Genomic DNA, 19944 nt, shown 5'->3' with positions numbered 1-19944 from the left:
CCGAGGCTCCTCGGCGGCTCAACCCTGCCCCCACATAGGAGGAGTACGTGCTCATCGTCCGCAACAGACGCAGCCGCACCACCGCGGCGGCCGCCCTCACGGCCACAGCTCTGCTCGCCGGCACGATCCAGCTCGCGGCGGCCCCCGCGTCCGCGGCCCCCGCCGCCCCGGCCGCCATCAAGGACAAGGTCCTCGTGATCGGCCTCGACGGCGCCAACCTCGACCGCATCAAGGCCGCGAACGCCCCCCACCTGAAGCGCCTGATGGCCGAGGGCCTCACCGCTTCCAGCACCCTCTACAGCTCCCCGATGGCCGCCACCTCCTCCGGGCCCGGCTGGTCCACCATCGCGACCGGGGTATGGCCCGACAAGCACGGCGTGAAGGACAACTCCTTCGCGGGCAAGCAGTTCGGCACGTATCCCGACTTCCTGACCCGCGCCGAGCAGGCGAACCCCTCGCTCAACACCTACGCGGCCGCCGACTGGGAGCCCATCGCCTCCGCGGACGCCGGCGGCCCGATCTTCTCGCCCGCCGTGGACAAGCGCCTCGGCCTCAAGGGCGACGCCAACGGATACGGGGTCGAGGACCCGAAGATCGCCGCGGCCGCCGCCGACGAGCTGAGGAACGGCAACCCGGACGCGTCCTTCGTCTACTTCGGCGAGATCGACATCGCGGGCCACAACTCAGGCCCCGGCAGCCAGGCCTACCTGGACGCGATCGCCCGGTCCGACCGGCACATCGGGACGGTCCTGAACGCCGTGACCTCCCGGGCCACGTACGCCCAGGAGAACTGGAAGATCCTGGTCACCACCGACCACGGCCACAAGGACGGCGGCGGCCACGGCGGCTCCACCATCAAGGAGCGCGGCACCTTCGTCATCGCCAAGGGCGCCGGAATACCGGCCGGTTCGGTCCGCCACGACATACGCCTGGTCGACGTGGCCGCGACCGCACTCAAGCAGGTGGGCGTCCCCACGGCAGGGCTCGACGGCGTACCGCTCGACTCCCCGGATAGCGACGCGTTCGACACCGTACGGGGATCGCTCCAGGCCCGCGCCGACGAGACCGCGGTCCCGGCCGGCGTGCAGGGCTGGACGCACACCGCACCCGCCGGCTGGTCCGTGGACAACTCCGCCATGGGCACCGGCGGCGTCACCGAGTGGCGCGGCTGGTCCTTCACCACCGACGAGTTCTGGACTCAGGCCCAGCGCGACCAGTGGCGCGAGCTCAACGTCCGCGGCCGCGACGTGTTCGCCGTCGCCGACTCCGACGAGTGGGACGACAAGGCCAACAGCGGAAAGTTCGACTCCACGCTGGTCAGCCCCAAGTACCCGGTCACCGGCGGCACTTCGCGCACCCTGCGCTTCCAGACCCACTACCGGCACGAGGCGGGCCAGACGGCCCAGGTCCTCGTCTCGTACGGGGGCGGGGCGCCGCAGCTCGTGAAGACCTTCACGGCCGACGCGACCGCGCAGCCGCAGAGCATCGCCCTGAACGTGCCCGCGGGTGTCTCGGACGTCCAGGTGCGCTTCCGCTACGCCGGGACCAACAACTGGTTCTGGGCCGTGGACGACGTGCGGCTCGGCTGACCGGCACGTCCCCCGGGCGGCACCGTCCATGAGCTGGGACGGGACGGGCCCCACCAGGCCCGTCCCGTTACGCTGACGGTGTCCGGACATACGGAAACCGGCCGAGAGCGGAGTGCAGTCCCGTGGCAGAGCGCAAGCCGATCGAATCCTGGCTCACCGACATGGACGGTGTCCTCATCCACGAGGGCGTCCCGATCCCCGGCGCCGACGCCTTCCTCAAGCGCCTGCGCGAGTCCGGCAAGCCGTTCCTCGTCCTGACGAACAACTCGATCTACACGGCCCGCGACCTGCACGCCCGCCTCAAGCGCATGGGCCTGGACATCCCGGTCGAGAACATCTGGACCTCCGCGCTCGCCACCGCCAAGTTCCTCGACGACCAGCGGCCGAACGGCACGGCGTACGTGATCGGCGAGGCGGGTCTGACCACCGCGCTGCACGACATCGGATACGTGCTCACCGACGCCGACCCCGACTACGTGGTCCTCGGCGAGACCCGCACGTACTCCTTCGAGGCCATGACGAAGGCCGTCCGCCTGATCAACAACGGTGCCCGCTTCATCTGCACCAACCCCGACGAGACCGGCCCGTCCCTCGAAGGCCCGCTGCCGGCCACCGGGGCCGTGGCCGCGCTCATCACGAAGGCCACCGGCAAGGAGCCGTACTTCGCGGGCAAGCCCAACCCGCTGATGATGCGCACCGGGCTCAACGCGATCGGCGCGCACTCCGAGACCAGCGCGATGATCGGCGACCGCATGGACACCGACGTGCTCGCGGGCCTGGAGGCCGGCATGGTCACGTACCTCGTCCTGACCGGTCTGACCGGCTCCGAAGAGGTGGAGAAGTACCCGTTCCGGCCCTCGCACATCGTGGACTCGATCGCGGACCTGGTGGATCTGGTCTGAGACCGGGGCAGGACCGGGGGCTGCGGGCGGCCCCGCGGGCACGGACCGCCCGGTCGCGGGCCGCCAGGCCGCGGGCCGCCACCCGTACGGCCCACACCCGCATGCACCCCGGACCCCCTGGCGCGAGGCTCGGAGCAGGAGGTCCACCATGCCCTCAGCCCGGGTCCGCGTCACCCTCGCAGCCACCGTCGCCGCCCTCGCCCTGACCACGCCCGCCCTCGCGGCGGACGGCACCGTCAAAGTCACCCCAGGCACCGCCACGCCCGGCTCCCAGGTCGAGCTGACCGCCACGGGCTGCGACGGCACGACCGGTGCGGCCAAGTCGCAGGTGTTCGTCGCCGACGCCGCGCTCACCGGCCGCGACGGCGCCGGCTACAGCCTGACCGGCGAGGCGATGATCCGGTCCACCGCGACGCCGGGCACCTACGACGTCTCCGTGACCTGCGACGGCGAGACCAAGGCCAAGGGCACGGTCACCGTCGTCACCCAGGTCACGCCCACGCCCACCGCCCCCATCCGCGCGGGCGGCGGGGGCACGGCCCAGCTGAGCGCCGAGGACACGGGCGGCGGCCCCGGCTGGCGGCACGCCCTGATCGGGCTGCTGCTCGCGACCGCCGCGGGCCTCGCGGTGACCGGACGCCTCGTGCGCCGGCGCCGGGGCGGCGCATAGCCCCATGGGTCAGGACCGTTCTTCCGGGAGCGGCAGGCTGCTCACCGGGGTCGCCTGGGCCGTGCTCCTGGTGGGCCTGTGGCTGTGGGGCCGCGAGATCGCCGGGGTGCCCGGCGGCTCCACCACGACCGGTGACGTCGCCGCCGTCGGCCGCCCGCTGGTCGCCGTCGAACTCCCGCCCGCCATCGACCCGCTGCCCGAGGCGGGCCCGCACCGCGTCGACATCCCGTCGATAGGGGTGCAGGCCCCCGTGGTCAAGCGCGGGCTCGACGAGGAGGGCGCGATCGCGCCGCCGCCGTACGACCAGGCCGGTGTCGTCGGCTGGTACGGGGGCGGGGTCAAGCCGGGGGCGAAGGGCACGGCGCTGTTCGTCGGCCATGTGGACACCACCTCGCGGCCCGCCGTGTTCTACGACCTCAGCACGGTCAAGCCCGGCGAGAAGGTGCGGGTGGCCCGCGCGGACGGGTCCGTCGCCGAGTTCACCATCGAGGAGGTCGCGGTCTACGACCGGGCCGGCTTCGACCCGCACAAGGCGTACGGGGTACGCCACGACGACCGCGCCGAACTGCGGCTCATCACCTGCGGCGGCACCTTCGACCGGACGACGAAGACGTACTCGTCGAATGTGGTGGTCTCCGCGTTCCTGACCGGCAAGGGTCCGTGAGCGGAGCTGGGGTGACCGGCAAGGGCCCGTGAGCGGAGCTGGGGTGACCGGCAAGGGTCCGTGAGCGGAGCTGGGGTGACCGGCAAGGGCCCCTGACCCAACCCGTCAGGGACCCTTGCGGCCAGGCCGCCCGTGTCAGCCCGCCGGCACGGCCCCCGAAGGCGCCGGTGCCGCCGTACGGCCGAGGGCGCGCAGCCCGAGCGCGCCGAAGACCACCCCGAACACCGCCCAGAGCAGCGCGTGCGAGGCGATCGACAGGACACGGAAGTCCCACAGGAGCGTGGCCGCCACCGGGACCTCGTCCGGGTTGCCGGGCAGCGCGAACAGGACCGCGAGCACCGCGACCGCCGTGCCGGCCGCCGCGAGCTGCCGCACCGGGGCGCTGCGGCCCGCGAGCCGCACGTACACCTGCCACACCAGGACCATGCCGAGCACGCCGATGACCACGGCGGCCAGCCACAGACCCTGGCGCTCGGCGACGGTCGCCCCGTCCCCGACGCCGGGTGGGTTGGCCGGGTAGCGCAGGGCGGGGAGCAGGGAGACGGCGAGGAAGGCCGCCCCCGAGAACAACAGCGCGCGCGGCCAGGGCGCGGCCTCCGGGTCGCGGCGGTGCACGAGGGCGTAGCCGATCGCGAAGAGCACGCCGAGCGCCAGGCCGAACACCAGCGAGGTGACGACCAGGCCGAAGTGCTGCGTGGAGCGCGAGAAGAGTTCCTCATGGTGCTGGACGGCGGCCGCGCCCGAGTCGGCGTGCTCGTGCGAGCGCGCCTCCTCGAGCCGTATCGCCCGGTCCATCAGGGGCTCGGCGAGCAGCAGGGAGAAGAGACCGGCCGTGAGACCGGCCGCTCCTCCCGCCGTCAATCCGCGCCCGAGCAACGGGAGTACAGGAATGGACATGTCGGAACGGGCCCCGATCAGTGGCAGGGGGCGCCGAAGAGGTGCCGTCCGTCGTGGGCGAACTCGTGCAGGTAGCTGCCGGTCGCCGCGATCAGCGAGCCGTTGTCGAAGAACACCGCGTACAGGGCGATGAGCGCCACGATCGCGGCAGCGGAGGCGATCAGCCAGTCACGGGTGCCGGTCGTCGCGTCCGGTGCGGCTGTCGTGCTCGGGTGCTGGCCTGCGTGCAGGGACATCCGGGTGGGTCTCCTTCCGGGGTTTCCACGCCCCATGGCAGGAGGACGACGGGTCAGTTCCTGACTCCCGTGGATGCGCCGGTACGTGAGTACGGGCGCATACGCGGTCACAGTGGCGGGACCGTCCCGGATTCGCACCGGGTTCCTGTCAACCGTCGCCTCGATGTATGGACTTGTCGTCCGGAGAGTCCCAACTCCCGGGCAGAGCTGTCAACCGGGCCTGTGCCCGGGGTGCCGTGGACGTGCCTGATCCGGACGCACCTGACCCGGCCGGTGGCCCGCTCCCCCCGGAGCCGCCGGCCGGGTCGGTCCTCGACCGTGCGCGCTCGGGCTGCGGGAGAAACCCGGCGCCTGCACGGGAGGTCTGGAGGTCCGGTCGCTGAAGTCGTCGCAGAAGACGCAGCCGCCGCCATGACGGGCGCGGCCGGCACGGCCGCCCGACGAAAGGACGGGGGCGTCGACGATGGCCGGGGGCTGGGGCCGTTTGCCCTCACTGTAGAACGGAAGCCTGGGCTCGCCCAGTGCCGGTCGTCGCCAACTCGACCGGAATACAGGGCAGTTCGTCCGGAAAGCGAAGCGATAGGCGCTGTCCGGCTGCGTCATGGGCGCTCCGGGCGGTCCGCTTCCAGCGCTCCGTCGTCGAGGTGGCCGTCCAGGATCTCCTGCGCGATCTCGTCGATCGGCCGCCGGGCCCGCCGCGCGTGGGCCCGCAAGGCCGTGAACGCGGCGTCCACCTTGACGCCCCAGCGTTCGGCGAGCAGCCCCTTGGCCTGTTCGATCCGCACCCGGCTCGACAGGGCGGACTGGAGCTGCCCGGTCAGCGCGCGGCAGTCGTCGTACATCCGCCGCTGGGCCAGGCCGGTCGCCGCCGCGTCGGCCATCAGCTGCGCCAATTCCATTTGCAGTACGTGGTGTTGGGGCTGACCGTTGGCGAACAGGTTGAGCGCACCGATCACGGTCTCGCCGCGGCGCAGCGGCACCGCGCAGGTCACGGTGATGCCCTCCGCCAAGGCGCGGGCGGCCAGCTGCGGCCAGCGCTCGGCCGCCTGATCTCCCGCGAGCCGCACCGGCGGCACCGCCTCGCCCGAGGTGCAGGCGTCGAGACAGGGGCCGCCCTGGTGCTGGATCTCCAGGAGCCCGCGCACCCGGCCCCGCGGATCGTCACTGGTGACGATGGTGATCTCGGCGCCCACGCCGACGAGAAGCACTCCGGCCGCGTCCGCCCCGAGCAGCTGCGCGCAGTCCTCGGCGAACCGCTCCAGGTAGGCGGTCACGTCGAAGGACTCGCCCAGAGTGTCGGCGAGGGCGACGAGGGCTGCTGCCAGCTGCAGATCTCTCCCCGTATCGACCATCGGGAACTCCGAGTGCACCTTCCGACGTCCTGGGCACGCCTGCCTCCGTGCGTGCCTGTGCACGCCCGTTTCCGTGCGCGCCTGTGCACGCCTGTCTCACTACGTGCCACTGCAGCGCCTACCCCGGTCGCGGACGCTGTAACAGGTCGTGCACGAAGAGGCCCGTGGAGCAGGGCAGCTCTCGTGACCCCCGTACACCTATGTCAGGATTGAGAGGCTGTCCGCGAGCCCCCGCCTGCGGGGCGACGCCCGGCACGCACGCTCGCCACGTTGCCGAAACGCCCTAGTGGCTCCGCCACGAGGGCGCTCCGGCGCCTTGCGATCGCACGCACCGGACGCCGCCCCGCCCGCCCTTCGGGCGGACGACGGGGGCTCGCGGACAGCCTCGGACCTTCCGACAGTGCACCCAAGGGGGAGTGGATGTACAGCAGTTCCGCGGCGATCCGGGGGGCGGTGAAGACGGGTGTGGCGCTCGTGGGGGCGGCGCTGCTTCTGACCGGCTGCTCGTCGGACGGGGGCAAGGACCCCGAGGAGCCCAAGGGCAGCGCGAAGCAGCAGCCCAAGGACAAGGACCCGTTCTGGGTCAATCCCGATACGAAGGCAGCCGAGCAGCTGCAGACGTACCAGAGCGAGAACAAGGACGCGGACGCCGAGCTGATCAAGAAGATCGCCGAGCAGCCGCAGGGCGAGTGGATCGTCCCCGAGTCCGCGCAGGAGCAGGCGCGCGGATTCACCGAGGCCGCCGAGAAGGCCGACCGCGAGGCGGTCCTGGTGCTCTACAACATCCCGCACCGGGACTGCGGCCTGTACTCCAAGGGCGGCGCCGCCGACGGCAACGAGTACCGCGCCTTCATCGACGAGGTCGCGAAGGGCATCGAGGACCGCAAGGCCACGGTCATCCTCGAACCGGACGCCCTGCTGCACCTGGTGGACGGATGCACACCCGAGGAGTTCCACGAGGAGCGCTACGACCTGCTCAAGGGCGCCATCGACAAGCTGCACACGCTGAAGAACACCAAGGTCTACATCGACGGCGGCAACCCCGGCGCGGCCCAGCCCGATTCGTTCTGGGAGCCCCTCAAGTGGGCGGGCATCGACAAGGCCGACGGCTTCGCGGTGAACGTGTCGAACTACTACACCACCGAGGAGTCCGTCGACTACGGCAAGAAGCTCTCGGACAAGGTGGGCGGCAAGCCGTTCGTCATCGACACCAGCCGCAACGGCAACGGGCCGTGGCAGAGCAGCGAGAAGGACGCCTGGTGCAACCCGCCGGGCCGCGCCCTCGGTGAGGCTCCCACGGTGCAGACCTCCGACGAGCGCGTCGACGCCTATCTGTGGATCAAGCGCCCCGGGGAGTCGGACGGCGAGTGCCGCGGCGGCCCGAAGGCCGGCGAGTGGTGGCCGGAGTACGCGCTGGAGCTCGCGAAGAACGCGAAGTAGAGCACGTACGACAGCTGAGGGCGCCCCCTGATCCAGGGGGCGCCCTCAACTCATGTCAGGCGGGTGCTACTCGGGGATCTCCACCCACTGCGCCTTGCTCGGCACACCCTGGTCGTCCGTGACGAACAGCATGTACCAGCCCGGCTGCACCAGGTTCTTGTTCTCCGGGACCGTCACCGTGACGCTGTCCGCGCCTTTCTTCACGTCGAGGGCGATCGACCGCTGGTCGATGTCCGTGACGTGCGTGGAGGCGCTCGGGCGGATCAGCCGGGCGTTCTTGATCGACGAGGCGTGCTGCGTCTTGAACGTGGCCGACTCACCGCGCTCGATGGAGTCCGGGCCGCCGGTCAGCGTGGGCTGGGCGCCCTGGTACAGGTACGGCGGCGTGTAGATCTCCAGGCGCTGCTCGAACTCGCCCGGCTTGGTGTTGGCCTCGTCCGCGAAGAGCGAGTCCGAGCCGAAGAAGACCACACGGCCGTCGGGCAGGAGGAGCGAGCCCGAGTGGTAGTTGCGGCCCACGAGCGGGTCGGCGACCCGGCGCATCTCGCCGGTCTTCGCGTCGTACATCCGCGCCTCGAGGATGTTCGAGCCCGAGCGGCCGCGGTAGTCCTCGGAGCCGCCCGAGATCAGCACACTGTCGTCCGGGAGCACGGAGGACTGCGGGTAGCGCGTGCCCTTGTCGAAGCTCGGCCCGTCCTTGAACTCCGGTGCGTCCTCGGACAGATCGATGATGCGGGTCTTGTCGCTGGACTGCTCCGACTCACCGACACCGCCGCCGCCGACCACCATGAACTTCTCGTCCTGCGCGGGCGGCAGCCACACCGTGCCGGCCGTCTCCATCAGCTTGGGGTCCGACAGGCCCTTGAGCTTGGTGAAGCCGTTGGTGTCGAAGTCCCAGATGCCGGGCTCGCGGCCGACGTCGTCCGGCCCGTAGCCGGCGTTGGCGCCCGAGTAGAAGAGCTTGCCGTTGGGCAGCAGGAAGATCGCGGGATACGTCGGGAACTGCCGGTTCTGCTTGACGTACGTCCACTTCTTCGTGTCCGGGTCGTACACCTCGTTGCGGTTGCCGGGCACGATCTGGCCGATGTCGTCCAGACCCGACAGGGCGAGCACCCGGCCGTCCTCGAGCGTGGTCAGCGTGGGGTACCAGCGCGCCTCGTTCATCGGGTCGACCTTGATGTACTTCTCGGCCACCGGGTCGAACTCGTAGGCGTCGTCGATGCCCTGGAAGTCCTTCTTGTCCAGGGCGAGCTTCTGCGCGATGCCGTACGTGTTCTTGGCGTCGGCGCCCGAGAGGCCCACGATCTTGTAGTTGTCCTGGGTGCCGGTCTCGTACTTCTTGCCGCGCTTCTCGGCCTCGACGTAGACACGCGCGTAACCCGGGGTGTTGCCCAGGAACTTGCCGGTCTCCTTGTCGAAGCGCTTCTTGGCGCGCTCGACGACGATCGACTCGGTGATGACGAACGTCTTGCCGTTCTCCTTGCCCGTGAGCTTGGTGCCCTTGGCGAGGGTGATCGGCTCGTCCGGGTTCTCGTTGTAGACGTTCATCACGCCACCGGCCTTGGTGACGTCGCCCTTGAGCTTCTCGTACGACTTGGTGCCGCCCGCGACCAGGAGCTTGCCGTCCGGGAGCTGGGTGTGCCCGGTGCAGAACAGGTCGTTGGGGGTGGGGATCTTCTTGTACGTGTTCTTCACCGGATCCCACAGGACGGTGTCGAACTTCTTCGCGTCGAAGTTCTTCTGGTTGTTGCCCGAGCCCGCGACGAGCAGCACCTTGCCGGTGTGCAGGAGCGCCGCGTGGATCGTGTTGAGCTTGTACTCGTCGGGAAGCTCGACGATGTCCCACTTGCCGTTGTCGGCTTTGTACTCGGGCCGGTTGATCTTGTAGTCGTGGTACTGGTCCGAGGCGAAGCGCCACAGCGCGGGACCGTTCATTCCGGCGAGTGCAAGCACCACCGCCGCGCCTATCGCTATGCGGCGGGCGCGGCGGCGAGTGTGCTTCACCGGCGTGGAGCCGACGGTCATTTCTTACGTCCCCCAAGGGCGATCTGCATGGTCTGGTCGGGGCGTCCGGGCTGGCCTGGCTCGCGCCCGGCCGAGGCCCAGCTGGGCCGGTTGCGGTCGTGTGACGCCTGGGGCGGCACCGCGGACGGCTGCTGCTGCGGCACGCCGCCGCCCGGACCGCCACCGGGAGTCTGCGCACTGGGCTTCTTCTTGTCCTGCTTGATCTGCCAGCGCCAGACGAAGATCGGCGTCGCGGTGATCAGCATGGCGATCGTGGCCCAGATGATCATCGCCGGGTGGGCGTGCCCGTAGTGGAACCCGGCTGCCATCGAGGCGGCGAAGATCAAGATGAAGTACCAGTGGTACCGGAACGTCCCGAACCAGCGGTCGGGGGAGGCCGAGTCGCCCTTCGGCGTGACCACGAACTTGGACTTGCGCCGCAGGGCCGAGTCGATCAGCGCCTTCGCGTACAGCGGCGCCGACAGCGCGGACATCACCATGCCGGCCACACCGCCGGAGCCCTCGGGCTCGTGCGGGGAGACATTGTGGCGGCGGTTCCAGATGTACAGACCGATCTGGAGCGCCGAGGCGTTGCCGTAGAGCATCAGCCAGATCGCCGGGTCGATGTTCACACCCGAGGCGCCCAGACCCAGGAACAGCGCACAACTCAGCGCCGCCAGGATCCAGTTCATCGCGGCCATCGGGTAGAAGATGATCATCATCGTGTAGTTGAAGAGCTTGGTCGGCGGCAGCGAGTACCAGCCCTTCCAGTACTGCTTGAGGATCGTCTCGTACGTACCGCGCGACCAGCGCATCTGCTGCGTGAAGAAGTCCGTCCAGGCGCTCGGGCCCTCACCGACGGCCAGCACGTCCGGGGTGTAGACCGAACGCCACTTCTTGCCCGTCTTCGGGTTGCGGTGGCGGTGGATCTCGAAGCCGGTCGCCATGTCCTCGGTGATCGAGTCGTACAGACCGCCGATCTGCTTGAGCGCGCTGATGCGTACGGCGTTGGACGTGCCGACGAACATCGGGGCGCCGTAGGCGTTGCCCGCGCGCTGGATCAGCGCGTGGAAGAGGAACTGCTGGGACTCGGCGGCCTTCGTGACGAACGAGTCGTAGTTGCCGTAGACCTGCGGGCCGATGACGAAGCCGACGTCCGGGTCGCGGAAGAAGCCGAGCATCCGCTCCAGGTAGTTGGGCAGCGGCACGTGGTCGGTGTCGACGGAGGCGAAGAAGTCGTAGTCGTCGCCGTGCGCGTCCAGCCAGGCGTTGTAGTTGCCGTGCTTGGTCTTGGCGCGGTGCGGGCCCTTCTTCTGGTTCCACTTCGCGACGCCCTTGCGGGAGAAGTGGTGCACGCCGAGCCGGGCGCAGACCTCCTTGACCTCCGGGTCGTCGCCCTCGTCGAGCAGCCAGATGTGCAACAGACCGCGGTGGCGCAGCTTGACGGCCGCCTCCAGGGTCTTCGTCACCATCTCGATCGGCTCCTTGCCGGGCACGAACGAGGTGAGGAAGGCGACGCGCGTGCCCGTCTCCGGGACGACCGGGATCGGGTCGCGGGCGACCAGGGTCGCGTGCGCGTTCGACAGCACGTTCATACACCGGAAGAACTCGATCAGGCCGATCGAGATCAGCATGACGAGGTCGAGGTGCTCCAGATACGCGTTCGGAACGTAGTCGCGCTTCGTCCAGTGCTCCGGCTGGAGCAGCCAGGCCAGGAGGATCAGCGAGAGCAGCGGCGCGGCACCGAGCATGAGCGCGGCCCGGATGCGGTGCGGCTCCTGCGAGAGCAGCGAGCGGTACTGCACCTTGTACGGCTTGCTCGGATCGGGGTTCGTCAACGGCCCCGCGAGACGGCTGTAGTGCTCGTAGTCGTAGCGCGGCAGCGTCTTCTTGATCCGCCTGAAGCCGCCCGTCCGATGCGATGGCACGCGCAACTGGGTCGTCTCGGTCGGGTCGGAGCCCGGCCGGGCGCCCGTCGGCGTCGACGTCATGAGTCATCCCCCCGCACGCACTGGTCTGCGTGTTCGTCGGTCCTTCCGCCTGCCGGAGTCCCCCTCGACTCCCCCAGGCGCGTCACTGGCTGGCACCCCACCTGTCACTAGGACATGGAAGAGCTGCCTTCCGGTTGCATGATGCCCGCCCCGCCTTGCTTCATGAACGGGACCCCACCGATTCACAGCCGGGGCCACCCGCCCGTTGCTTCCCCTCCACGCGTGGCGGGGTCCGGGAACCCCCAACTGTCCCGTACCGCGCGCCACATGGAAGCCCAAGGCTCCCAATCTTCCGCCAGGGTTCTACGACCGGCGGCTTGATCGCAAGAGCGATACAAGGTGTTTACTTGTCATACGCGTGATTTGGGAGGCCACTTGAGGTAGGTGAGCCGAGCCGCGTACGAATGTTACCGAAGTGCTCGCGTATTGCCTGCTCGGCCCGGATGCCGTCCCCCGAGCGCACCGCGTCGAGGATCTCGCGGTGCTGCCGGCAGGTGACCTTCGGGTCCGGCGGCACGTCGTGCGGGCCGAGATCGGTACGGACGCGGTGGAAGGCGTCCCAGAACGCCTCGAGCACCTCTCCGAGCAGCAGGTTTCCCAGGCCGCGGTAGAGCGTGGCGTGGAAGGCGCGGTCGGTCTCGGCGGCCACGGCGCCGACCGCCGCCTCCTGTTCCATCCGCTCGACGAGCGCGTCGAGTTCGGCCAGGTCGGAGGCGGGAAGCTGCCCCGCGAGACGGGAGATGAGCCCGGTCTCGACGGCCTCGCGCAGCTCGAGCAGCTGCAAAAGGCTGTCCTCGCCCCGGTAGTGGCCGGCGACCGTGCGGAAGGTGAGTCCTTCGATCATGGGTGCGACGGACATCGGTCCCACATAGGTACCGAATCCATGCCGGATCTCCACGATTCCCATCGCCTGGAGCGCCTTGAGCGCCTCTCGCACGGAATTGCGACTCACGCCGAGGAGCGCCATCAGCTCGGGCTCGGTCGGCAGCGAGGCCCCCGACGCGAGCCGCCGGTCGATGATGAGCTTCTTGATCCGCTCCTGTATGTCGCTCGCCATGGGCGACACCGTATCCGGCCAGGCCGTTCCACGGGGGGTGCGAGGCAAAAGGGGGTGCGCGGCAAAGGGGGTGCGGGCGGCGGAGCCCCCGCCCCGCGCGGACGAAGTCCGCGCAGAAACGACGATGGCGAGCCGGTCCACGCTTTCCGTGGACACGACTCGCCATCCGCCATCGTGCGCCGCCAGGGACTCGAACCCCGGACCCGCTGATGCTGCTTTCATCCGGGGGATAACCCCCGGACCCCCAGCCGCCTGTTGCGTGCCGCAGAAGCGTCGGGGCATGACGAAGGCCCCCCGCCGGAGCGGAGGGCCTTGTCTTCGCGTGCGCCGCCAGGGACTCGAACCCCGGACCCGCTGATTAAGAGTCAGCTGCTCTAACCAACTGAGCTAGCGGCGCCTGCTGACCTGGAGAACTCTACCGGACTCCGAGGGGTGCTCGTGACCACGCCCGGGCGCGGGGGCCGGGGCGGTGCGCCGTGTGCGTACAGCATTCGGACCGTCAACATGCGGTATCCGCAAGCAGTTGGGAAACTGACGACCATGCAGATCCGCGTACGGCGATTTCCCGAACGATTCCCGAGTGTGAGGTAGATCGCATGCAATCCTCTGCGGACGGCCTGCCGGTATTCGGGGAATCCGCCCGGCCCGCCTTCCAGGAATTCGACCCCGCGGATGTGTGCGCGTGCGAGGGGTGCCGCAGCATCGGGAATACGTCGGCGGCCGCGCCCGTACGTTTCTCCGCGGCCGACTGCGCACGCCGCGCACTGATCACCGTGACCGCCGCGGGCACCCTGCTCTCGGCGGGCTCATCGGTCGGGGCCGCCGTCGCGCACCCACAGGTGCGCCCCGTCGTCGACGACCCGCACGACCACCCGCAGGGCACCGCGGCCCCGCTGCACGGCGCGCCCGGAGCCCCCGCGCCCGCCGCCGCCCTGAAGCCCACGACGCGCGCCGACATCATCAGGCGGGCCAAGACGTGGGTGTCCGCGAAGGTCCCGTACAGCCTCGAACGGTACTGGCGCGACGGCTACCGGCAGGACTGTTCGGGCTTCGTCTCGATGGCCTGGAATCTCGGTTCGAACCAATGGACCGGAACACTCGACCGTTTCGCCGTGCGTGTCACGCGCGACCAGCTCCAGCCGGGCGACATTCTGCTGTTCCACAATCCCGCCGATCCGGAAAGGGGTTCGCACGTGACGATTTTCGGCGGCTGGACGGATTACACCCGCTCGCATTACCTCGCCTATGAGCAGGCCCGGCCGCACACCCGCAAACAGGCCACCCCGTACGCGTATTGGAGTCATTCCAAGCGCTATACGGCCTACCGCTACAAGGCCCTGACGGCCGCCGCGTCCGGTGCCCCCGCGCGCTACCCGGGCCGCGCGTCCTTCGGCCCCGGCGTGCGCAGCCCGTACGTCACCCAGCTCGGCAAGCTGCTCGTCGAGCGCGGCGGCCGGCGCTTCTACCGCCAGGGTCCGGGGCCGGTGTGGGGTGAGGCGGACCGCCGCGCCACGCAGGCTTTCCAGCTTGCGCAGGGCTGGCGCGGCAAGGACGCGGACGGTCTGCCGGGCCCGCTGACCTGGGAGTACCTGGTGAGCGGCAAGGGCCGGGACATCCCGGCGGCCGGTGCGGCGGGTCCGGTGCAGGGGGTGCCGGCGTATCCCGGTCGCGCGTTCTTCCGGCCCGGGCAGTCGAACGCGTACATCACGCAGCTCGGTCGGCAGCTCGTCAAGAAGGGATACGGCCGCTTCTACGCGCAGGGCCCGGGGCCGCGCTGGGGCGAGGCGGACCGGCGCGCGGTCGAGGCGTTCCAGCGGGCCCAGGGCTGGCGCGGCGGTGCGGCGGACGGGATGCCGGGTCCGGAGACCTGGCGGCGGTTGTTCCGGTGAGTGTTTCGGCGGAGAGGCGCGGGTCGGTGTCGGGTTCGGCGGAGAGGCGCAGGTCGGTGTCGGGTTCGGCGGTACGGAGGGTGCGATGACGGCGGAAGCGGGGGGCGTCCCCGGCCCCGAGCGGGTGCGGTTGATCCAGAACGAGGCGACCACGGAGATCCCGGTGCACCTGTTGTTCCGGGACGACGACGGGGCCGCGGGGCCCGGGGCTCCGGTCCTCGGGCTCGGTCCCGCGCGGCAGGGGTCGGGGGAGCAGCCCCGGGTGAGGAGCGGTGAGCCGGTCCCGGGCGTGGCCGGTGAGCGGGCGGTCGTGCGGGGCGAGCGGGCGGTGCGGCGGCCCGCCGCCGGGTCAGGGCGGCCCGCGGTGGTGGGGGCCGGAGGGGCGGCAAGGCCGCGGCCCGCGGGGCACGGGCGCCGTACCCCCGAGGCCGCCGCCCGCGCCGTACTCCCCGTGGACGAGACCCTCGTCGAGCGCCCGGCCGCCGCCCGCTCCGGAGCCCTGGCCGTCGCCGCCGGCGCGGCCGGCCTCGCGGGCTGCGGGACCGGACTGTGGTGGGCGGGCCTCGTCCCGCCCGCCGTCCTGGAGCTCGCCCGGCTGCCCGTGCTCGCGGGCGCCCAGCCGGGACCGGCGCAGTGGGCGCTGCTCGCAGGATCGGGTGCGCTGGCGCTCTGCTCCTTCGGCGGGCTCGGGCGCGGGCGGACCGGGCGGGCGTGGGTGGTCTCGCTGTTCGGGCGGTACCGGGGGAGTGTGCGCCGGACCGGCCTGGTGTGGGTCAACCCGTTCCTCAAGCGGCGCCGGGTGGACGTACGCCTTCGGCACTGGCGCAGCGAACCGCTGCCCGCCGTGGACGCGCAGGGGGCCGCGCTGCGGGTCGTGGTGCTCGTGGTGTGGCGGGTGCAGGACACCGCGCGGGCCACGCTCGGCGTCGAGGACCACGAGACGTATCTGCGCGAGTGCGTGGAGGCGGCGATGGCGCGGGTGTTCTCGCAGCTGCCCGCCGACGCCTTCCACGGGGACGGCCCGACGCTCCGGGACGCCGAGGCGGTCGGTGACGCGCTGACCCGGTTGCTCGTCGCGGACGCCGGACCCGCCGGACTCGAGGTGTTCTCGGCGCAGCCGACCCGGATCGAGTACGCGCCCGAGGTGGCCGAGGTGATGCGGCGCCGCCGGATCGCGGCCCTGGACCTGCGGCACCGCGAGAGCGTCCTGACCCAGGTGGTCGACTCGGTGGAGGACACGGTCACGCGGCTGACGATGCGGGGCCTGGTCGAACTGGACGACTATGAGCGCAAGGCCTTGGTGAAGGACCTGACGGTGGCGTTCTATACGGGGCATGGAGATCGCTGAGCCGCCGCACCCGGACGCCCCTTCCTCGGACGCCCCTTCCTCAGACGCCCCTTCCCCGGACGCCCCTTCCCTGGACTCCCTCGCCGCCGACGCCTGGCGGCTCACGGCCGCGGGCCCGCGCGTCCTGCTCGGGCTCGCGGGGCCGCCCGGCGCCGGCAAGTCCACGCTGGCGCGGGCGCTGGTGGAGCGGATCGGCGAGGAGGCCGCGTATCTGCCGCTCGACGGATTCCACCTGTCCAACGCGCAGTTGGCGCGGCTCGGGCTGACCGCGCGCAAGGGTTCGGAGCCGAGCTTCGACGTGTACGGGTACCTCGCGCTGCTGCGCCGGGTCCTCGCCGAGACCGGCCGGGACCTCTACGTACCCGACTTCGACCGGACCCTGGACGAACCGGTGGCGGCGCGCCACCGCGTCGCACCCGCCGCCCGCCTCGTGATCACCGAGGGGAACTACCTCGCCTGCGACCTGCCGGGCTGGCGCGATGCACGCGGCCTCATGGGGGCGCTGTGGTACGTCGAGGCGCCTGGCGATGTGCGTCAACTCCGCTTGGTCGAGCGGCAGTTGGCAGGCGGCCGGACCCGGCAGGGCGCCGAGGACTGGGTGCGGACGAACGACGGGCCCAACGGCGAACTGGTCGAGGGCTCGCGCGCCCGGGCCGACCGGATCGTCTCCACTATTGGTATGGACATGTTCAACTCCCGGCCATAATCTGGGACTTGGTCTAGACCGGAGATGTACCGGGGATTCCCTGTCTCCACCCCACGCACCACCGGCATGCCTCCCCGCAGGCATGCCCGCACCTCTCACACAGCACTGCGCAGCGCTCGAGCTCACCCCCACTTCACGAGCCACAGGAGCAGCAGGATGCGGAGAAAGAAGACGTACGCGGCCTTGGTGGGCCTCGCGACCGCGGGGGCGTTCGCGCTCTCGTCCGGCGGCGCGAGCGGTCACGGCTACACCGATTTGCCCATCAGCCGCCAGAAGCTCTGCCAGAACGGCACGGTCACCGGCTGCGGCGCCATCCAGTGGGAACCGCAGAGCGTCGAGGGCCCGAAGGGCTTCCCGGCCGCGGGTCCGGCGGACGGCAAGATCTGTTCGGCTGGCCTCGGCCAGTTCGACGTGCTCAACTCGCCCACCAAGCCCGGCGGCGGCGCCTGGCCGGCCACACCGGTCACGAACGGGGCCACGCAGACCTTCCGCTGGCAGTTCACGGCGCGGCACTCCACGACCGACTTCCGCTACTACATCACCAAGAACGGCTGGAACCAGAACGCGCCGCTCTCGCGGTCGTCCCTGGAGCTCACGCCGTTCCTCACCGTCCCCTTCAGCGGCCAGCCCCCGGCGACGCTCTCGCACTCGGGCAAGCTGCCGTCCGGCAAGTCGGGGCGGCACGTCATCCTCGCGGTCTGGACGATCGCGGACACGGGCAACGCGTTCTACGCGTGCTCGGACGTGCAGTTCTGAGTTCTGAGCGGTTCCGTCCGGGCCCGCGGGCCCACGGCTCGGATCTTGCTCAGATCTTGCTCAGATCTTTCCGGTCCGGGTTCTTCCCCTCGGGGCCGCGGGCATGAGGTCCGCGCACACCGCAGTCGGCGGTGTGCGCGGATCCGGGGGGACGCCATGGACTTCTTCTTCTACGCCGTGCCGCTGGGAATGATCACCGTGCTCGTCGGCATGGCGATCAAGATCCTGAGCAGGGACCAGCAGGTGCGGGCCGCCTGGTCGAGCGGTCTGACGGCCGAGGCGCGCTGCGTGCGCTTCTTCACCACGACCGGTGGCAGCGACGACCGCAGGACCACGACGCTGCACCACGTGTACGAGTTCGTCACGCGCGAGGGGCGCACGGTCCGCTTCGAGGAGGAGAACGGGCCCGCCACCACCGTCGAGGGCGACATCGTGACCGTCCACTACACGGCCGAGCACCCGGAGCGTGCCACGGCCCGCCCGCCGCGCGGCGGGGCGCTCACGGCGCAGACGACGGGGACGCTGGTCTTCCTCGCCGTGGGGGTGGCGTTCTGCGTGTTCTTCATCGGGACCTTCGCGTCGATGAACTCGGGGATGGACTCGATGATGCCGTGAGGGGTGCTCTCGCCGGGATGCCGTGAGGGTGTCATCGCCGGGATGCCGTGCAGGGCGTGCCGGCCCACCGAGGTCCGTCCGCGGACTCCACATCTGACGACCCGTCAATTATGGTGCGGCGCATGGCCACCCAAGGCGCAACCGTCGCGGAACTCGTCCAGGCCCGCTGGGCGGACCACCGTCCAGGGCTCTGGTTCGAGGACGAGACGGCCACCCACCACCAGGTCACGGCCGGCGCGGCCGCCCGTGCCGCGCTGCTCGCCGATCTGCTGCCGCGCGGGGCCGAGCCGCATGTGGCCGTGCTGCTCGACAACACCCCTGAATTTCCGCAGTGGTTGAGCGCCGCGGCCCTCGCCGGGGCGGCCGTCGCCGGTATCAACCCCACGCGCCGCGGCCCCGAACTGGCCCGCGACATCCTGCACACCGAGGCCCGCATCCTCGTCACCGAGCGCGCACACCTGCCGCTCGTCGAAGGCCTCGACCTGCCGGGCGTCCGCACGCTCGTCACCGACACCGAGGAGTACGCGGCACTCCTCCGTTCCTACGAGGGCGCGAAGCCGGGCGAACACACCGTCGCCCCGGTCGAACCCCGCTCCCGCGTCCTCCTCTACTTCACCTCCGGCTCGACCGGCGCGCCCAAGGCCGCGATCTGCACCCAGGCGCGGCTCGCGGGCGCCGGGCGGTCGCTCGTGCGCTTCCACGGCGTACGGCCCGAGGACGTGCACTACATCTGCATGCCGATGTTCCACGGCAACGCGGTGATCGCCGACTGGGCCCCGGCGCTGGCGGCGGGCGCGGGCGTGGCCCTGCGCCGCCGCTTCTCGGCCTCGGCCTTCCTAGCGGACGTACGCCGCTACAACGCCACGTACTTCACCTACGTGGGCCGCGCGATCCAGTACCTCCTCGCGACCGAACCCGCTCCCGACGACCACGACAACCCGCTCCGCGTCGGGTTCGGCACGGAGGCGGGCGCGGTGGACGCACGCCGCTTCGCCGAACGCTTCGGCGTGCGGCTCGTCGAGGGGTACGGGTCCTCCGAGGGCGGCGCCTCCATCCAGCGCACGGCCGACACCCCGCCCGGCGCGATCGGCCGGGCCACCCCCGGAGACGACCTGGCGGTGGTCGACCCCGCCACCCGCACGGAGTGCCCACCGGCATGCTTCGATGCGCGTGGGCGCCTGCTCAACGGCGACGAGGCGATCGGCGAGCTGGTCAACCGCGGCCGCAGCCCTTTCGAGGGCTACTGGCGCAACCCGGAGGCGGACGCGGCCCGCGTCCGCGACGGCTGGTACTGGACCGGAGACCTCTTCTACCGGGACGCGGCCGGCTTCCTCTACTTCGCGGGCCGCACCGACGACCGGCTGCGGGTGGACAGCGAGAACCTGGCCGCGGCGATGATCGAGCACATCCTGTCGCGCTGGGAGGCGGCCTCCGCCGTCGCGGTCTACGCGGTACCCGACCCGGTCGCGGGCGACCAGGTCATGGCCACGCTGGCCCTGCACGAGGGCGCCTCCTCCTTCTCCCCCTCCTCCTTCACCCACTTCCTCTCCTCCCAGCCGGACCTCGGCCCGAAGATGATCCCCACCTACCTCCGCCTGGTGGACGAGATGCCGGTCACGGCCACGAACAAGGTCCACCGCGTGGCCCTGCGCCGCGCGGGCTTCCGCTGCCCGGACCCGGTGTGGTGGCACGAGACCCCGACCGCGCCCTACCGCCGCTTCACGCCCTCGGACCTGACGGACCTCCTGTCCCGCTACCGGGACCAGGGCAGGGAGGACCTCCTCGGCCGCTGACCTCCCGCGAAAATGGTCAGGAGCACCCTCGGGGA

General features: G+C 70.9%; 17 protein-coding genes, 1 tRNA gene and 1 riboswitch. Of the genes, 11 read left to right on the top strand and 7 right to left on the bottom strand.

Features of this window, described 5'->3' with window-relative positions:
- The first annotated feature begins 47 nt into the window (after positions 1–47).
- From BLT97_RS23395 to BLT97_RS23380, 4 genes are all read left to right on the top strand, one after another.
- Positions 48–1589 (top strand): alkaline phosphatase family protein, encoded by a 1542-nt coding sequence (locus tag BLT97_RS23395; protein ID WP_245769509.1) that lies wholly within the window; start codon positions 48–50, stop codon positions 1587–1589.
- A 122-nt stretch (positions 1590–1711) separates the two neighbouring features.
- Positions 1712–2491, top strand: a complete 780-nt coding sequence (locus BLT97_RS23390) for an HAD-IIA family hydrolase (RefSeq protein ID WP_093613359.1) — start codon at positions 1712–1714, stop codon at positions 2489–2491.
- Between the two features lie 148 nt (positions 2492–2639).
- Positions 2640–3161: a hypothetical protein gene (locus tag BLT97_RS23385; protein ID WP_093613357.1), complete on the top strand. Its 522-nt coding sequence runs from the start codon at positions 2640–2642 to the stop codon at positions 3159–3161.
- A gap of 4 nt (positions 3162–3165) precedes the next feature.
- Positions 3166–3825 (top strand): class F sortase, encoded by a 660-nt coding sequence (locus tag BLT97_RS23380; protein ID WP_093613355.1) that lies wholly within the window; start codon positions 3166–3168, stop codon positions 3823–3825.
- A gap of 135 nt (positions 3826–3960) precedes the next feature.
- Here BLT97_RS23380 and BLT97_RS23375 read toward each other — a convergent pair whose 3' ends face one another.
- The 3 genes from BLT97_RS23375 to BLT97_RS23365 all read right to left on the bottom strand — a co-directional run bounded on the left by BLT97_RS23375 (position 3961) and on the right by BLT97_RS23365 (position 6328).
- Complete coding sequence (locus BLT97_RS23375; RefSeq protein ID WP_093613353.1) at positions 3961–4722, bottom strand: CbtA family protein; 762 nt, start codon at positions 4720–4722, stop codon at positions 3961–3963.
- 17 nt (positions 4723–4739) lie between these two features.
- Positions 4740–4958: a CbtB domain-containing protein gene (locus BLT97_RS23370; RefSeq protein WP_093613351.1), complete on the bottom strand. Its 219-nt coding sequence runs from the start codon at positions 4956–4958 to the stop codon at positions 4740–4742.
- A gap of 34 nt (positions 4959–4992) precedes the next feature.
- A riboswitch (cobalamin riboswitch) is annotated at positions 4993–5150 on the bottom strand.
- A gap of 407 nt (positions 5151–5557) precedes the next feature.
- Positions 5558–6328: a GAF and ANTAR domain-containing protein gene (locus BLT97_RS23365; protein ID WP_245769508.1), complete on the bottom strand. Its 771-nt coding sequence runs from the start codon at positions 6326–6328 to the stop codon at positions 5558–5560.
- Positions 6329–6730: 402 nt separating this feature from the next.
- On the opposite strand from BLT97_RS23365, the gene BLT97_RS23355 reads away from it, so the two are divergent.
- Positions 6731–7750 carry a glycoside hydrolase family 6 protein gene (locus tag BLT97_RS23355; protein WP_093613347.1) on the top strand — a complete coding sequence of 340 codons (1020 nt, stop codon included), beginning with the start codon at positions 6731–6733 and terminating at the stop codon, positions 7748–7750.
- A gap of 66 nt (positions 7751–7816) precedes the next feature.
- Here BLT97_RS23355 and glxA read toward each other — a convergent pair whose 3' ends face one another.
- The 4 genes from glxA to BLT97_RS23335 form a co-directional block, all read right to left on the bottom strand.
- Positions 7817–9775, bottom strand: a complete 1959-nt coding sequence (gene glxA, locus BLT97_RS23350; RefSeq protein WP_093613345.1) for a radical copper oxidase GlxA — start codon at positions 9773–9775, stop codon at positions 7817–7819.
- Positions 9772–11745 carry a glycosyltransferase family 2 protein gene (locus BLT97_RS23345; RefSeq protein ID WP_093613343.1) on the bottom strand — a complete coding sequence of 658 codons (1974 nt, stop codon included), beginning with the start codon at positions 11743–11745 and terminating at the stop codon, positions 9772–9774. The genes glxA and BLT97_RS23345 overlap by 4 nt, the downstream gene beginning before the upstream one ends.
- A gap of 343 nt (positions 11746–12088) precedes the next feature.
- The gene (locus BLT97_RS23340; RefSeq protein ID WP_093613341.1) at positions 12089–12802 is read right to left on the bottom strand and encodes a FadR/GntR family transcriptional regulator; all 714 of its coding nucleotides are present in this window, start codon (positions 12800–12802) and stop codon (positions 12089–12091) included.
- A gap of 323 nt (positions 12803–13125) precedes the next feature.
- A tRNA-Lys gene (locus tag BLT97_RS23335) sits at positions 13126–13199 on the bottom strand.
- Positions 13200–13398: 199 nt separating this feature from the next.
- On the opposite strand from BLT97_RS23335, the gene BLT97_RS23330 reads away from it, so the two are divergent.
- From BLT97_RS23330 to BLT97_RS23305, 6 genes are all read left to right on the top strand, one after another.
- Entirely contained in the window at positions 13399–14691 is a 1293-nt protein-coding gene (locus BLT97_RS23330) for a peptidoglycan-binding protein (protein WP_093613339.1), read from the top strand.
- Between the two features lie 85 nt (positions 14692–14776).
- Positions 14777–16039 (top strand): SPFH domain-containing protein, encoded by a 1263-nt coding sequence (locus BLT97_RS23325; protein WP_093613337.1) that lies wholly within the window; start codon positions 14777–14779, stop codon positions 16037–16039.
- Positions 16026–16745, top strand: a complete 720-nt coding sequence (locus BLT97_RS23320; protein ID WP_093613335.1) for a nucleoside/nucleotide kinase family protein — start codon at positions 16026–16028, stop codon at positions 16743–16745. Before BLT97_RS23325 ends, BLT97_RS23320 begins: the two co-directional genes overlap by 14 nt.
- A 156-nt stretch (positions 16746–16901) precedes the next feature.
- Positions 16902–17501, top strand: coding sequence for a lytic polysaccharide monooxygenase auxiliary activity family 9 protein (locus BLT97_RS23315; RefSeq protein ID WP_093613333.1), 600 nt, complete (start codon positions 16902–16904; stop codon positions 17499–17501).
- Positions 17502–17657: 156 nt separating this feature from the next.
- Positions 17658–18116 carry a DUF3592 domain-containing protein gene (locus BLT97_RS23310; RefSeq protein WP_093613331.1) on the top strand — a complete coding sequence of 153 codons (459 nt, stop codon included), beginning with the start codon at positions 17658–17660 and terminating at the stop codon, positions 18114–18116.
- A gap of 122 nt (positions 18117–18238) precedes the next feature.
- The gene (locus tag BLT97_RS23305; RefSeq protein WP_093613681.1) at positions 18239–19909 is read left to right on the top strand and encodes an AMP-binding protein; all 1671 of its coding nucleotides are present in this window, start codon (positions 18239–18241) and stop codon (positions 19907–19909) included.
- Positions 19910–19944: the final 35 nt, after the last annotated feature.

This window comes from Streptomyces indicus (assembly GCF_900100315.1).
GTDB lineage: Bacteria > Actinomycetota > Actinomycetes > Streptomycetales > Streptomycetaceae > Streptomyces > Streptomyces indicus.
This window is presented reverse-complemented; position numbering and strand designations above follow the sequence as displayed.

What these genes read in the sequence shown, in the direction of transcription:
- BLT97_RS23385 (WP_093613357.1), top strand. Translation starts at nt 2,640, where the DNA reads ATGCCCTCAGCCCGGGTCCGCGTCACCCTCGCAGCCACCGTCGCCGCC.
- BLT97_RS23380 (WP_093613355.1), top strand. Translation starts at nt 3,166, where the DNA reads ATGGGTCAGGACCGTTCTTCCGGGAGCGGCAGGCTGCTCACCGGGGTC.
- BLT97_RS23375 (WP_093613353.1), bottom strand. Translation starts at nt 4,722, where the DNA reads ATGTCCATTCCTGTACTCCCGTTGCTCGGGCGCGGATTGACGGCGGGA.
- BLT97_RS23370 (WP_093613351.1), bottom strand. Translation starts at nt 4,958, where the DNA reads ATGTCCCTGCACGCAGGCCAGCACCCGAGCACGACAGCCGCACCGGAC.
- BLT97_RS23355 (WP_093613347.1), top strand. Translation starts at nt 6,731, where the DNA reads ATGTACAGCAGTTCCGCGGCGATCCGGGGGGCGGTGAAGACGGGTGTG.
- glxA (WP_093613345.1), bottom strand. Translation starts at nt 9,775, where the DNA reads ATGACCGTCGGCTCCACGCCGGTGAAGCACACTCGCCGCCGCGCCCGC.
- BLT97_RS23345 (WP_093613343.1), bottom strand. Translation starts at nt 11,745, where the DNA reads ATGACGTCGACGCCGACGGGCGCCCGGCCGGGCTCCGACCCGACCGAG.
- BLT97_RS23340 (WP_093613341.1), bottom strand. Translation starts at nt 12,802, where the DNA reads ATGGCGAGCGACATACAGGAGCGGATCAAGAAGCTCATCATCGACCGG.
- BLT97_RS23330 (WP_093613339.1), top strand. Translation starts at nt 13,399, where the DNA reads ATGCAATCCTCTGCGGACGGCCTGCCGGTATTCGGGGAATCCGCCCGG.
- BLT97_RS23325 (WP_093613337.1), top strand. Translation starts at nt 14,777, where the DNA reads ATGACGGCGGAAGCGGGGGGCGTCCCCGGCCCCGAGCGGGTGCGGTTG.
- BLT97_RS23320 (WP_093613335.1), top strand. Translation starts at nt 16,026, where the DNA reads ATGGAGATCGCTGAGCCGCCGCACCCGGACGCCCCTTCCTCGGACGCC.
- BLT97_RS23315 (WP_093613333.1), top strand. Translation starts at nt 16,902, where the DNA reads ATGCGGAGAAAGAAGACGTACGCGGCCTTGGTGGGCCTCGCGACCGCG.
- BLT97_RS23310 (WP_093613331.1), top strand. Translation starts at nt 17,658, where the DNA reads ATGGACTTCTTCTTCTACGCCGTGCCGCTGGGAATGATCACCGTGCTC.
- BLT97_RS23305 (WP_093613681.1), top strand. Translation starts at nt 18,239, where the DNA reads ATGGCCACCCAAGGCGCAACCGTCGCGGAACTCGTCCAGGCCCGCTGG.